The following is a 14182-nucleotide window of genomic DNA, read 5'->3' as shown; positions in this document are numbered from 1 at the left end:
GCAGCGTGACAGACTGTAAGTGCAGAAAAGAGTTCGGGAATGATACCGGTTAATCGCTGTCGATAAGAGTTCTTTAAGGTATGTTACATTAAACAATAACAGGTATACGGGTTTAAGCACTGATAGTCTGAAATATTATGAACATATGGTAGTTACGCGAAAAATACCGAACCTTTTAGGTATCAAGCCAAATTCAATCGGGTTTGAAGCCCTGATCGCTATCGGCTGGCGTATGAGCCTGATCATCACAATCCTGTCTTTCGGCAGTTACTTTCTGCTTCAACAACTGCTCGAAGCCAAAGTTATCTCCAACATGGAGATTGCTACTGAAGCACGCGCACACCGCGAGGGAGAGCTATTCCGTAATATCGAGCAGGCGAACGAAAATGCGAGACGCACCCTAACCAACCTTCTTGATGCCCAGGAAGAAATAAACGCCGTCCGATTTGAGGATACATTTGTCGACTACGGTGACAATACTTACCGTAGTAGAGATAGCATTTATGATGGCACCGTCGTGGGCGGTGGTTTGTTCATAAAAGGCTCTGCTGGTTTTGTGCCAAATGCTTCCGATATAACAACTGCGGACAAGAAGCTGCTTTCTGCTGCAATTCAAACGGTTACTCAAACAGGAACGGCATATTACCCACAGTTTGAAAGCTATTATTTCTTTACACCAACAGGTCAGCTTTTCATCTGGGCACCGGACCGGGCTGGTAACTTGATGTTTTACCGTAAAGAGGCTCCGTCTGATTTTAGCATCAAAGAATTTGAAGTCGTCAGAATTACATTGCCTGAAAATAACCCAGAACGCAGCTTTGTTTGCACAGACCTACAACCAGTGATCGACGAATCTATTGGTACAACCTGGACCCGCGGGTGCCACTTACCATTTGATTATAACGGCGAACATGTTGGCGGTTTTGGTAGCAGTCAACAATTCAGAAGTGTGTTGAACGCTGCTGAAGATAACCCAACCATTGGCGGCGAACACATGATCATTTCAACTGATGGAAAATTGGTTGAACACCCCCGTTTGATGAAGCCAGGGCAGGACATTGAAAAAAATCTCAACATTGCCACATCGGGCAATGAAGACATCAAGGCCATATATAAAAATATTGAAAAGAACCAAGACGACAAAACCTGGGTAACATTTCTGCATGAAACTGATAGCTACATTGCAGCCAGCGAAATATACGGCCTTGGTGGATACTATATCATTTCCTACCCCCGGTCTCTTATTGCTGCAGAAGCAAGCGCTGCCGCATTCAATATACTTTATCTTGGTCTTATCGCGATGGTCATTGCAATGATCACGCTCAGTATCACCATGAAAAAAACAGTAACCGAGCCATTAAATCAGTTGATGCTGCGTACCAAACAACTTTCGCTTGGCAAGTTTAAACCAAACGAGGTTGGTCAAAAAGAAGCGGGCAGCGAAATCAGCGCACTTGCTGCATCAACAGAAAAAATGGCGAGCGAACTTTCACAGATTGTAAACAATCTGGAACAAACTGTTAATAAACGCACCAAGGATCTTGCGGCGGCGCGAGACGAAGCGCAACAAGCAAGTGCAGCCAAAACCGTGTTCCTTGCAAATATGAGCCACGAGATAAGAACACCGCTGACCGGTGTCATTGGAATGTTGGACCTGCTGGCTGAAGAAAACCTGAACCCTTCAGCTATATCCTATCTGGGCATGGCCCAAAAATCATCAGGGCTATTATTAAACCTTGTAAATGATATTCTGGACATCTCAAGGCTGGAAGCTGGCAAGTATAGCGTTAGACTAAGCGCCATTAACTTGAGCGACGCAGTCAAAGACACCGCAGACAGCCTTACCTTACTTGCAAAACAAAAACAGTTGTCACTAGCGATTAAGGATGATCTTCCTGACAATTTCTGGGTTCTGACCGACATCAAGATTATCCGGCAAGTCCTCATTAACCTTATAGGCAACGCAATCAAGTTTACAGAACGCGGCGGCATTACAGTCGCACTAAACAATCAGAGTGACGAAGAGGGTATCCACCAAATTACGCTTGACGTAATCGACACCGGTAAAGGCCTTACACCTGAGCAATCAGAAGCGTTATTCGAACGCTTTGAACAAGTAGACAACGACGATGAACAGGCAACAAAAGGCACAGGTTTAGGCCTTGCTATTGTAAAAGAACTAACTGCCCTACTTGGTGGGACAATAAGCTGTAACAGCACGCCTGGTGAAGGCACGTGCTTCTCTGTTGCTATACCGATGAAATCTAGTGCGCCTGCGCAAAACACAGCCCCTGCTGTGACAACAAGCAACCAAAAACCATTATCAGGCATAAAAATTCTTGCTGTAGACGACAACCCAATTAACCGCGTTATTATTGAAAAAGTATGCCTAAAAATGGGTGCCGACATCACGCTCGTTGATAGTGGGGCAAACATGATTGCAGAGCTTGGCGGCAATGATGGTGACACTACGTATGATGTGTTGCTGATGGATATCAATATGCCCGGCCTCAGTGGCATTGAAACATTGGCCGCTATTCGTGCCCTAACCGGTCGCGTTGCTAAACTTCCAGCTATTGCCTTAACTGCAGATGCCATCGAAGGTACAGAAGAGCGTATGAAACAAGCAGGCATGAATGGCTATGTTACCAAGCCCATAGATGCAGATATACTACAAACCGCAATTCTAGAGACGGTTAAAAATGCCAAAGATGCCTAATTGTCTTTCTTTTTTATCAAGCCTGACAATGGCTTTTCGCCTATTTTCTGCTGCTTTTAGCGCTAGCGTTTTAACAAGCTCATTTGCAATCGCTCAACCCTCACCCCTTGAAATAACCAATGTTTTTTATCTGGACAGTTACAGCAAATCAATGGTTCGCGCTGAACGGATTACGATAGAAGACGGCAAGATCACGTCCATAAACGACCCAGATTACGCCTGCGTCGCATGTGAAAACTTTGATATGGCGGGTGGTTATGTCATCCCTGGTTTAATCGATATCCATCAACACCTTGATAAGGGTGGTTTTGCGAAAGAAAGCACAACAGCGCGTATTGCCCTGTTAAGGCGCAATCTATACTGGGGCATAACCAGCGTGTTTAACCCAAGCGTACCTGCCGATGTCATGAACATGGTGAAAGGTGCAGTTGCAAATAACCCGCTGAATTACCCTCGCTTCCTATCAGCTGGTCGCCACATTGGTCCTACCGGAGGCTGGGGAGACATTAAAACCTCAACAGTTGGCGGCATAAAAACTGCTATTGATAACCAAATTGAAGCGGGTGCCGTTATTATCAAACTTTCGTTTGATAATAAATCATGGCTAACGCCCAACCCTTTGCCGCTTTTTTCTGAGGCAGCGCTTAGATCTGCAATTGATTATGCGCACAAGCGAGAACGCCGTGTATTTGTGCATGCGACAAATCCTGAACAAGCCAAAACTGCTATTCGCGCGGGTGCTGATGGATTAATGTCTGGCTTGGTCGCGGGCGGCATTGATGATGAATTGCTTACACTGATGCGGCGCAACCGCACAGCATACGTTGCAACACTCACGGCAACTGCCGTAATTGTTGATGTGCAAAATGCAGTGACGCGCCAACAACAGTATGATCCACAAAAGCTGCATGGGACAGGCCTTTATCAGAGCCTAAACTCACCAATCATGGCGCAAAACTGGCGCGATTGGTGGCCGCTTTCTACAAATGCTGCACGACATATGACCGTGCTTGAGCGCAACACCAAAAAGATCATCGATGCAGGCATAATGGTTGGCATAGGAACCGATGCTGGTACACCTGCCGTAATTTTAGGTGCTTCACTCGCTGATGAAATGGCACGCCATGTTGAAATTGGTGTTAGCCCGATTGACACTATCATTATGGCGACACAGGCGAATGCACGGCTTCTGTTTTTAGACCGTGTGACAGGCACTGTGGATGTAGGTAAGGACGCAGATCTTGTTTTTATGGAAGCCGATCCAAGTAACTCAATCGACGCATTGAAAACCATTCAATATGTTATGCGCGGCGGCCGCCTATATGATAGGCGTGAGTTTGAAAACACTCGCTAATATCACCCTAAGCACGGTACCGATATTATTCAGATGCTATTGCCGTGTCCGCTTCCTGGGTGCCCAAATAAAGTCGCCAATTTTTAAAATCAATGGCAAACGGTTGTTCGCCCAGCAAATCCATACCAAGTATTATGGCAGGCACTGAACGGGCACCAAGCGTGGTGAAAACCGGAATGTCAGACACCACCAAGCGCATGTTTGTTCGCTCATAATCTCCCACCTTGAAGCTGGGCACAACCAACGCAACAAAATCCATCACGCCGCCATTTGAAATGGATGCACGTATGCTTTGGCGCCGCACACCTGTGGCAGCCAGTGTAAGTGCATCAGACCCCGCTGTGTTAATTACAGTGTCCGATGCGCCTGTATCGACAATAACAGGCACATCAACACCGCCGATGTTAACCTCAAGCGCTAATGACCCATAAGCGACAGGTCGGCCTTGTATCATGGTCCAGCTATCGTCAAATCTTGTCTCATCAGGGTTCTGCAGTCGCGCAAGCCCCTGCCCCATATCCATGGTAAGCGTTAGACCCGCAAGCATATCAACACCGATGAGGCCCTTGGCCTGTGACCCAATAATGTCAGGCAGAGCAACAGTTTCCTGCACATTAAGTGTGCGCCCAAGTACATAAAAGTCTGTAACCGGGTATACGAGTACCCGCTTATAACCTGTTGCCGTAATGATCCGTTTTGACTGGTTCGGCAGTGCCTGCAAATCAATCACGGATGTAAGAGAGCGGTATATAACGCTTTTGCTTGCACCGGTATCAATGATGAAAGGCAGTGGCCCAACACCGTTAACAACTGTGCCTGCTGTCGGGCGATCATACCTGTCAGGCAAAATAATGTACCCGTCATCACCATCCAAGTCTTGAAACGCAACGAGCGGCGTAGCAGTGCACAAACTCAGCAAGGCAACAAAAAAAGGCAGCCGCAATCGACTACCTTTTTGTTGTTTTTTTGATCCGTTAAACAAGCGTGATACTATGTATCTAGGAAGCTTCTAAGCTGGCGTGACCGGCTTGGGTGCTTCAGCTTACGCAGTGCTTTAGCTTCAATTTGACGGATACGTTCCCGTGTAACAGAAAACTGCTGTCCAACTTCTTCAAGCGTATGGTCCGTGTTCATGCCGATACCAAAACGCATACGCAGTACACGTTCTTCACGCGGTGTCAGGCTTGCAAGCACACGTGTCGTTGTTTCACGCAGATTAGACTGGATCGCTGCATCCACCGGCAAGATAGCATTTTTATCCTCAATGAAATCACCCAAGTGGCTATCTTCTTCGTCGCCAATTGGCGTTTCAAGGCTGATAGGCTCTTTGGCAATCTTCATTACCTTGCGTACTTTATCAAGCGGCATGGACAAACGCTCTGCCAACTCTTCCGGTGTAGCTTCGCGGCCAATTTCATGCAGCATCTGACGACCCGTACGCACCAACTTGTTGATCGTTTCGATCATGTGTACCGGAATACGAATTGTCCGCGCCTGATCCGCAATAGAGCGTGTGATCGCCTGCCTGATCCACCATGTAGCGTAAGTCGAGAACTTGTAACCACGGCGATACTCAAATTTATCAACCGCTTTCATCAAGCCAATGTTACCTTCCTGAATCAAATCTAGGAATTGCAGGCCACGGTTGGTGTATTTTTTCGCGATCGAGATCACAAGGCGAAGATTGGCTTCCACCATTTCTTTCTTGGCGATACGGGCTTCTTTTTCGCCTTTTTGCACTGTACGTACAATGCGGCGGAACTCACCCACATGCAGGCCGCTGCGGTTAACCAGCTCACCGACCTGATCTCGGATATTGTTAATAGCAATGCGTTCTTTTTCAGCAAACGATGCCCATCCGCGTCCTTTTAGCTGTGCGATACGATCAACCCAGCCATCTTCAACTTCATTGCCCTGATATTCATCAAGAAATGCCTGACGATTTACCTTGTGGCTTTCAGCCAAACGGAGCAAACGACCTGAAAGTGTCATCAAACGGTTGTTAAGGCCGTATAGTTCGTCGACAAGCTCTTCAATACGCAGATTGTGGAATTTCACTGTATTAATAAGCTCGATCAACTCATCGCTTAATTTCTTGAAACGGCGTTCCTGCGCGGTTGACAACCCTTCACCCTGAATGGCCGCCGCAAGGCGTTGTTCCTGAAGTTTGTGGTATTTCTTGTACGTTGACGTAATCTTGAAGAACTTCTCGATAGCATCCGGCTTCAAGTGCTCTTCCATAGCAGAAAGTGACATAGCCACTTCATCGTCTTCATCGTCGTCGTCACGGCGCGTTGCCGGCGTACCTTCGGTATTTTCACCGCCTTCGGTAGCATTTTCACTGCCTTCAGATGTTTCGTCATCATTAGCAGCTTCTGGGGCCGCATCATCAGACGCAGTGCCACCTGCTTCAGGCTTCTTGGCTTCTTCAGCCATCACATCGCCAGCGTTTTCGTCTTCAAGTTCTTCGGCGTTTGGCTGCTTACCAATTGTTGCTTCAAGATCAAGAATGTCGCGCAGCAACATTTCTTCATTCTCAAGGCGCTGCGCCCATTCGGTAATTGCCTTAAACGTGAGCGGGCTCATGCACAAACCAGTAATCATGGTGGCACGACCAGCTTCAATCCGTTTGGCAATGGCAATTTCGCCTTCACGCGACAACAGCTCAACAGAACCCATCTCGCGCAGGTACATACGCACAGGATCATCTGTACGGTCATTGGCTTCTTTTTTGTCGGTGGTTTTAAATTCTTCTGGCTCTTCAGCTTTGGCGCCTTTGGCGTCATCGCTTTCTTCAGCCTCCTCGTCACTTTCCACAACATTGATGCCCATCTCGGACAGCATTGTCATGATGTCTTCGATTTTCTCGGAAGACATTTCCTCGGTTGGCAAAGTCGCATTCACTTCATCATAAGAGATGTAGCCACGCTCTTTAGCCTTTGCGATCATTTTTTTGACAGCCGCCTCGGTGGAATCTGTGCCTGTACCAGCGCCCGACTCGTCACTGCTTGGACGTGTGTCTTCTTCTTGAGTCGCTTTAGTTGCCATTAATATTTACTCCAGATGTACGCGAATCGCACTAATAGCACATTAATTAAAAGAAAACCTGCCTGATTCGAGACGATATCCATCTTTATCGGCTTCTTTTTCTTCCAAAGCACGAAAAGCAGCTTGTGCCGCCACAAAACGCTCGTGATTTGCATCCGTCATTTCTGCTGCATATTCAGCTTCCGCTTGTTCGTAGGCGTGTTTAGCAGCCGTAATATGTTGATATCGCGACATCAAATGCTCGAATCCGGTTAATGCATCTGACAAAGCAGCTTCTGGCCATGCAAACCAATCACCGCGCAATGCCTTATCATTCATCATTATACGAACAGCAGCCATATGCCCTGATGCCTCTAAATGGGTATGCACTGCCTCACGGTCAAGGGTGTCGCCAATACTTGCTTTTTCAAGTAGCGCATTCCGCATATTTTCAAGGCCCGGCACGGTAAATTCCAGCAAGCCGATCTCTTCCTCGTGGCGAATCATAATTTCGGGATGGTTAACCAGCGTTAACATCAACAACTTTTCAGTTGTGTCCGTAATAGCGCGCCCACCGGCACTTCGGCCAAGGCGTGTTTGCGACAGCAATCCAGTTGCGGGCAATGGCCGCGGTTTGCCGCCAAAACCCTGTTTGAACCCACCATTACGCGAAGATATAGCCTTACGACCTTGTTGACCGCCACGGTTCCCTCGAAACAATTGAAATATACGGTCGCGGTATTCACGCTGATAGAGCGTTTTAACGTTTTCATCCTGAATTTCAGACAGCCGTCCAAAAATCTTCTTCTCCAACCCTGCGCGACGTTCCGGTGTGTCACTTTGCACGCCTGCCGTCAGACTTTGCCACAATACATTGGCAAGCGGATTCGCTTTATCGATCAGCGCTTCAATTGCCCCCTTACCTTCACGCTGCACCAAACTGTCAGGGTCATCACCTTCAGGCATCATCATAAACCGCAGTGACTTGCCAGGTTTAAGCATCGGCAATGCACGTTCAACCGCTCTGCCCGCTGCACGCTGGCCGGCATTGTCGCCGTCAAAAGACAAAATAGGTTCATCTGCCATTTGCCACAGATGCATAATCTGTTCTTCAGTAAGTGCGGTGCCAAGCGGCGCAACAGCGTAATTGATACCGTACTGCGCGAGCGCGATTACATCCATGTAACCTTCAACCACCATTACTTGTCCGGCGTCATAGCTGGCAGCACGTGCATTGGCCCAGTTATAAAGCGTGGCACCCTTGTGAAACAGATTAGTTTCCGGGCTGTTCAGGTATTTGGCTTTGGCGTCTTTACTGAGCGCACGACCACCAAAGGCAATCACCCGGCCTTGCCGGTCAGTGATGGGGAACATAAGGCGGTCACGGAAGCGATCATATGATGCTCCGCCGCTATCTGGCTTAATCAGCATCCCGGTTTCAATAAGCTGGTCTTCGCCGATATCGCGCGCCATCATGGCATCCTTGAGCGCAGACCGCGAAGAAGGTGCATAGCCCATACCAAAACGGCTCAGTGTTTCATCAGTTAGGCCACGCCCTTTGATATAATCATAGGCCTGCTTGCCTGCTTTGGCGCGCAGCTGTGTTTGATACCACTGCGCCACCGCTTGCATCACTTCGGTCAGCGTGGCACGTTCTTTCTGGCGCTCCACTTCCTCGCGGGAAGGTTTTGGCACTTCCAAACCAACTTCGCCCGCAAGCACTTCAATCGTCTCAGGGAAATTCATGCCCTGCGTATTCATGACAAAGTCAATTACACTGCCATGCGCACCACATCCAAAGCAGTGGTAGAAGCCCTTTTGATCATTCACGGTAAAAGACGGTGTTTTTTCGCTATGAAACGGGCACAGCCCCGTACTTTCACGGCCACGGCGAACAAGCTTCACCTGTCGTCCGACAACGTCAGACAGGGTGAAGCGATGCTTCAATTCATCCAAAAACTGCGGACTAAGCGCCATATACACATACCCAAAATAGGAATCACTTTATTTTAATATAAAAATTTGACCGTGGCGCAAAATAATTCACGTTCAGAGAAAATAAGCCTCTGCTTCTTCTTCCATGTCCAGCAGTTCCTGGATGATCCAGTCAGCAAACCATTGTACTTTTTCGGGCATAGTTTCTTCTGCTGAAACTAAATAAAAGCAATGATCCAGCTCAAGCGGGCGGCTTTTTATGCATTTCAACCTGCCATCACTTAAGGCTTCAGCAGCAGTGGTAAGCGGTGCCATGCCGATGCCAACCCCAACCATTGCAGCCTGAACAAGCAAGCCTGAATGGCTATAAGTTTGACCATAATCTGCATTCACAAGATCGACATCATTAAGTTTCAGCCATTCACGCCAATAAACAGGGTCTTCATATCCAAGTAACGGGAAATCATCCAAGTCAGCTGCGGTCAGCGCCCGATCAGGCGAAAGCGACGCGGCGTACACCGGTATATATTGCTCTCTGCGAATATGCGTAACATTTGCAGGTGTTTGACTAATAAACCAACCATACCGAACCGCAAGGTCGTACCCTTCGCTAGCTACATCGACTTTTCGGTCATCAGCATTTAAGCGAACGTCAATTTCAGGGTGTTTTAAGGCAAATTTTGGCAGACGCGGAATAAGCCATTGGATAGCAAATGAATGATAAACCGACAGCCTGATGACATTTTCATCTTTATGTTTATCAAGTTCCTTAATTGTTTGATCGATACCGCGCAACGCTTCCTCAACTGAATGAGCCAGCACCCTACCATCTGCGGTCAAAACAATTTCACGTGGCCTGCGAATAAACAGCTTTAAGCCAAGATGCTCTTCAAGGCCCTTCACTTGCTGACTTACTGCAGACTGTGTGCGCCCCAACTCTTTTGCCGCAAGCGTTAAACTTCCGGTTCGGGCTGCGGCATCAAAAGCAAGCAGGCCTGACAGTGTTTGCAATCGGTAACGCACAATTACATTCCTTAATTTTTCTAAGTCTTAGGCTTAAAACTACGAATTTGTAATACGTTCCTTCATGCCACAAATAAGGGGAAATAGTCAATTTGGACAAAAGCATGAAAAAGAATACCTTATGCAATGAGAAAGCATCATTTCTTCATAAGCTAGCAATCCTGCTGGCACCAACAGACGAACTGGTCCTCAGTGCTGCCCGCGAAGAAATCCGCAAACGGAAACATAAAAAAGAAAACGAATGATCAGCCTAAATAATTTTTACGCAAATAGCGCTTGACCTCAACTTAACTTGAGCAAGTAGAACCGAAACATCAGATCACTTAACAAGTAAGGAAAGACATATCATGAGACAGAGCAAAACAGTCATCAATAAAGCCGGGAAAGAACAAAGCACACGTACAACATTTATGCGTAAACTAGCTGAAGTTTTGACACCACCAGATGCCCTCATAAGTTCAAGAACAATCTCACAAGCCAAAACTGATAAAACATACCAACAGTAATTTATTATGGAATTAGCAATGGTTGAATAAAGCTAGGTAATTTTCAATCGAATCAAGTCCCATTTCTTCACGAAGATTGTTAAGGTTTGATTTATTTTCTAGTTGACGCGGAGTCACGGCACCATTCTCGCAGTGAATTTGAGTTCCATAACGTTGAGGCTTTGAAGAGTTAACCATTACTCTATCATATAAGTATGCGTAATTTGGTAGGTTAAAAAATGGAGATTTTAAACGCGCCTCAAACAATAAGAGCACCTCTTTCTGAAAAGGTAGGTCACGATCAGCGTGTTGCACAATTAGCCAAGCGACACTATCAGCCACGGGCCCGTATTCTTCAATTACAGGCCATCCATTTTTATGAATAAAGTTTTTCAGATAAGAGACATTATCCGTATCTACCCAGCACATTTCCCTAACAATGAGATTAGAAAATACATATTCAAGGTCCTGTGAAGAGAACTCATGCCCTTTAATCTTTTTCATTTGCTGTCGCCAATATTGATCGCGCGCCCTCCGCCGCTTGAAGGTATCCTCGATGCTCGAACCAAGCACATTGACTGGTAGTTCCTGAAGCATCTTTTGATAAACATTATAAAAGGTAGAATATGTCTGTTGATACTCCTGTTCATTACGAACAAGTGAAGCAATTGCTATAGCTTGCCTCGCATCGAAGTCCTCTTGCGAAATACGACAAGCCCCATTCTCCCTTATTAACACCTCTGCTCCTTCAGTAGAAAAAGGAGCGAGTCTAGTATTTTCAACAAGGATATCTGTCTTATCTTTCAAGGCTAAGAAAAGGTCAGTTTTGACACCACTTGCTGTAACAAGACTATTAAATGAATATGGTGCTTTAGTATGAGCTACTAATGTTCGAATACTATCATCTGCGGCAATAGATTCTATGCTTACATACAACTGCATGACAAAGCAGATGTATGTAATAAAACATCTCATTAATAATAGAATCTTAACTCAGCATGCCTTTGATAGTCACGCTCGCCTTGGCAAAATCCATTTGCCCGGCATACTTGGACTTGAGCGCACCCATACAGCGGCCGATGTCTTTAAGGCCTTCAGCACCAATTTCAGCAACTACAGCTTCAGCGGCAGCTTTAATCTCGGCCTCGTCCATTTGTTTGGGCAGAAATTCCTGAATAATAGCGATCTCTTCACGCTCACGCTCAGCGAGCTCACAGCGACCAGCTTCTTCGTATGCCTTGATGCTGTCATTACGCTGCTTGACCATTTTGGACAAGATATCAGTTATGACGGCATCATCATCACGGTCACCCGCATCTTGCCCGCGCATCTCAATGTCTTTTTCTTTAATAGCAGCCAATATTAGCCGCACTGTTGAAAGCTTGCGCTTTTCTTTGGCGCGCATTGCGTCTTTCATTGACGTGGTCAAGTCGTCCCTAAGCATCAAATCAAACCCTGTTTATGCTGAGTCGGAAACCACCATATTACACAGATAGGGGCATGAGCGCAAACGAGAAATTCTTACCTTAAGTTATTGTTTTTAAAAGGAAAAATAAATTTCGGTTTTGCTTGACCTTACGAAGCCTTTTGACTAGTGTCCCGTCAATTTGGCTACTGCCAAGTGGCCACATAGGCTCATGTGCAACACCAAATACGCCGTAACCCGGTACTATATAAGGAAAGCGCCGATGTCCGACTCCGCTGCCCAAAGTGGCCCGCCTCACAGCAATATCACAGCCGTTCTTGTGCTGGATGACGGGACATTATTTTGGGGCTTCGGATTTGGCAGTGAAGGCGACACAGTTGGTGAAGTGTGTTTCAATACATCCATTACCGGCTATCAGGAAATTCTGACTGACCCATCCTATGCTGGCCAGATCATTAACTTCACATTCCCTCACATCGGTAACGTAGGCACAACACCCGAAGACATGGAAACGCGCAAAGCTGTTTCGCGCGGCCTGGTGGTAAGGGAAGATATTACCAATCCTGCTAATTACCGCGCTGAAACACATCTGACCGAGTGGACAGAAACACAAGGTCTGATCGGCATATGCGGTATCGATACACGCAAACTCACCCGCCTGATCAGAGATAAAGGCGCGCCGAACGGGGTTATTGCATATAGCAAAACAGGCACATTTGATATCTCTGCCCTACTTAAGAAGGCGCAAGAGTGGCCCGGCTTGAGCGGTATGGACCTTGCAAAAGATGTAACACGCGAGAAGAGTGAGGAATGGACGACGACAAACTGGACCCGCGGCAGTGGTTTCGGCACACTTGAAAATGCAAAAGCTCACGTTGTTGCCGTTGATTACGGCGCGAAAGACAATATTCTGCGCTGCCTCGCAGAGGTGGGTGCGCGCGTCACAGTGGTACCTGCCACTACCAGCTTTGATGATATTATGGCGCATAATCCGGACGGCATTTTCTTGTCAAATGGCCCGGGCGACCCCGCTGCCACAGGCAAGTATGCCCTGCCTGTCATCAAACAACTGATAGAAACCAACCTGCCAATTTTTGGTATATGTCTTGGTCATCAATTGCTTGCATTAGCCTTCGGTGGCAAAACATACAAAATGCATCAAGGCCACCGCGGTGCAAATCATCCGGTGCAAGACCTGCGGACCAGTAAAGTAGAAATCACCAGTATGAACCACGGTTTTTCGGTGGACGGTGACAGCCTGCCTGCAAATGTGAAGATCAGCCACACATCATTGTTTGATAAAACGGTATGCGGCATTGAATGCACGGATAGACCAATCTTCAGTGTGCAACAACACCCTGAGGCAAGCCCTGGACCACAAGACAGTTTCTATCTGTTTGAACAGTTTATGGACATGATCTTAAAACAGAAAAAAGCCGCCTAGTAATTTTAATATAATACTTAAAAGAGGGAAACGACAGTGACACACTTTTCAAAAATAGGGTTGGCCACTGCCACTCTTTTCGCAGGACTTGCTATACCGAACGCCGCACAAGCGGATGGTTTTTATATATCAGGTTTCACCGGCCTTGCCATTCAGCGTGATCAAAACAATACATCTGGCAACCAGTCACTGGATATCTCGCTCGACAACGGTTTCGTTATCGGCGGCGCTGTAGGCTACAAACTACCTATCAGTGGCTTCCGTGTCGAGCTTGAAGCTGCCTACCGCGAAAACGATGTAAGCGCAGGCCAATTTCTTGCGGACCCAACAGCATCATTCAACGGTGACAACTCATCTTTGGGTGTATTTGGTAATCTTCTTTATGACTTTGAAGGTCTGCCGCTTATCACCCCTTACATCGGTGTAGGCATTGGCGTTGGCGGTGTTGAATCAGACGTTTTCGGTAGCTTTGACAGTGTGCCTGGCACACCTGATCCACGCTTTGGCGGGCCAACAAGCACAGAGTTCCTTTATCAGGGCATTCTGGGTGTTACTTTACCGCTAACCGACACATGGGACTTGTTTGTGGATGGGCGCTATTACGTGGCACCAGGTGCAGAATTTGACCTGATTGATGTAGCCACCAATACTCGCACAACTTTTGACAGCAACTATGAAGTAATTCAGTTGCAAGCAGGGTTACGCTTTAAATTTTAAAATAGAAACTTTCCCAAATCATCGGTAGGCCGGATTTTAGAGACGAGTAACA

At 46.8% G+C, this 14182-nt stretch carries 12 protein-coding genes; 6 read left to right on the top strand and 6 right to left on the bottom strand.

The window, feature by feature from the left end:
* Positions 1–145: 145 nt before the first annotated feature.
* Both OEU88_RS08240 and OEU88_RS08235 read left to right on the top strand, forming a co-directional pair.
* The gene (locus OEU88_RS08240; protein ID WP_262694675.1) at positions 146–2719 is read left to right on the top strand and encodes an ATP-binding protein; all 2574 of its coding nucleotides are present in this window, start codon (positions 146–148) and stop codon (positions 2717–2719) included.
* The gene (locus OEU88_RS08235; RefSeq protein ID WP_262694674.1) at positions 2703–4073 is read left to right on the top strand and encodes an amidohydrolase family protein; all 1371 of its coding nucleotides are present in this window, start codon (positions 2703–2705) and stop codon (positions 4071–4073) included. Before OEU88_RS08240 ends, OEU88_RS08235 begins: the two co-directional genes overlap by 17 nt.
* Positions 4074–4098: 25 nt before the next feature.
* On the opposite strand, the gene OEU88_RS08230 is transcribed toward OEU88_RS08235, so the two are convergent.
* The 4 genes from OEU88_RS08230 to OEU88_RS08215 form a co-directional block, all read right to left on the bottom strand.
* Positions 4099–5016: an aspartyl protease family protein gene (locus OEU88_RS08230; protein WP_262694673.1), complete on the bottom strand. Its 918-nt coding sequence runs from the start codon at positions 5014–5016 to the stop codon at positions 4099–4101.
* A 47-nt stretch (positions 5017–5063) separates the two neighbouring features.
* Entirely contained in the window at positions 5064–7121 is a 2058-nt protein-coding gene (gene rpoD / locus OEU88_RS08225; RefSeq protein WP_262694672.1) for an RNA polymerase sigma factor RpoD, read from the bottom strand.
* 42 nt (positions 7122–7163) lie between these two features.
* Positions 7164–9077 carry a DNA primase gene (gene dnaG, locus OEU88_RS08220; RefSeq protein ID WP_262694671.1) on the bottom strand — a complete coding sequence of 638 codons (1914 nt, stop codon included), beginning with the start codon at positions 9075–9077 and terminating at the stop codon, positions 7164–7166.
* Between the two features lie 72 nt (positions 9078–9149).
* Positions 9150–10058 (bottom strand): LysR substrate-binding domain-containing protein, encoded by a 909-nt coding sequence (locus OEU88_RS08215; protein ID WP_262694670.1) that lies wholly within the window; start codon positions 10056–10058, stop codon positions 9150–9152.
* A gap of 104 nt (positions 10059–10162) precedes the next feature.
* Here OEU88_RS08215 and OEU88_RS08210 point away from each other — a divergent pair, with 104 nt between their 5' ends.
* Positions 10163–10303, top strand: a complete 141-nt coding sequence (locus OEU88_RS08210) for a hypothetical protein (RefSeq protein WP_262694669.1) — start codon at positions 10163–10165, stop codon at positions 10301–10303.
* Between the two features lie 102 nt (positions 10304–10405).
* Positions 10406–10564 (top strand): hypothetical protein, encoded by a 159-nt coding sequence (locus tag OEU88_RS08205; protein WP_262694668.1) that lies wholly within the window; start codon positions 10406–10408, stop codon positions 10562–10564.
* A 12-nt stretch (positions 10565–10576) separates the two neighbouring features.
* On the opposite strand, the gene OEU88_RS08200 is transcribed toward OEU88_RS08205, so the two are convergent.
* Both OEU88_RS08200 and OEU88_RS08195 read right to left on the bottom strand, forming a co-directional pair.
* Positions 10577–11518 carry a DUF6624 domain-containing protein gene (locus OEU88_RS08200; protein WP_262694667.1) on the bottom strand — a complete coding sequence of 314 codons (942 nt, stop codon included), beginning with the start codon at positions 11516–11518 and terminating at the stop codon, positions 10577–10579.
* A 13-nt stretch (positions 11519–11531) separates the two neighbouring features.
* Positions 11532–11987, bottom strand: coding sequence for a GatB/YqeY domain-containing protein (locus OEU88_RS08195; protein WP_262694666.1), 456 nt, complete (start codon positions 11985–11987; stop codon positions 11532–11534).
* Positions 11988–12231: 244 nt separating this feature from the next.
* On the opposite strand from OEU88_RS08195, the gene carA reads away from it, so the two are divergent.
* Entirely contained in the window at positions 12232–13413 is a 1182-nt protein-coding gene (gene carA, locus OEU88_RS08190; RefSeq protein WP_262694665.1) for a glutamine-hydrolyzing carbamoyl-phosphate synthase small subunit, read from the top strand.
* A gap of 36 nt (positions 13414–13449) precedes the next feature.
* Positions 13450–14130: an outer membrane protein gene (locus tag OEU88_RS08185; protein WP_262694664.1), complete on the top strand. Its 681-nt coding sequence runs from the start codon at positions 13450–13452 to the stop codon at positions 14128–14130.
* Positions 14131–14182 lie beyond the last annotated feature (52 nt).

The organism is Kordiimonas aquimaris (assembly GCF_025574485.1).
In the GTDB taxonomy this organism is placed as follows: domain Bacteria; phylum Pseudomonadota; class Alphaproteobacteria; order Sphingomonadales; family Kordiimonadaceae; genus Kordiimonas; species Kordiimonas aquimaris.
This window is presented reverse-complemented; position numbering and strand designations above follow the sequence as displayed.

Bases quoted from the DNA above. Each gene is read 5' to 3' on its own strand.
- OEU88_RS08210 (WP_262694669.1), top strand. From the start codon at position 10,163: ATGAAAAAGAATACCTTATGCAATGAGAAAGCATCATTTCTTCATAAG.
- OEU88_RS08235 (WP_262694674.1), top strand. From the start codon at position 2,703: ATGCCAAAGATGCCTAATTGTCTTTCTTTTTTATCAAGCCTGACAATG.
- OEU88_RS08200 (WP_262694667.1), bottom strand. From the start codon at position 11,518: ATGAGATGTTTTATTACATACATCTGCTTTGTCATGCAGTTGTATGTA.
- OEU88_RS08205 (WP_262694668.1), top strand. From the start codon at position 10,406: ATGAGACAGAGCAAAACAGTCATCAATAAAGCCGGGAAAGAACAAAGC.
- dnaG (WP_262694671.1), bottom strand. From the start codon at position 9,077: ATGGCGCTTAGTCCGCAGTTTTTGGATGAATTGAAGCATCGCTTCACC.
- carA (WP_262694665.1), top strand. From the start codon at position 12,232: ATGTCCGACTCCGCTGCCCAAAGTGGCCCGCCTCACAGCAATATCACA.
- OEU88_RS08195 (WP_262694666.1), bottom strand. From the start codon at position 11,987: ATGCTTAGGGACGACTTGACCACGTCAATGAAAGACGCAATGCGCGCC.
- rpoD (WP_262694672.1), bottom strand. From the start codon at position 7,121: ATGGCAACTAAAGCGACTCAAGAAGAAGACACACGTCCAAGCAGTGAC.
- OEU88_RS08240 (WP_262694675.1), top strand. From the start codon at position 146: ATGGTAGTTACGCGAAAAATACCGAACCTTTTAGGTATCAAGCCAAAT.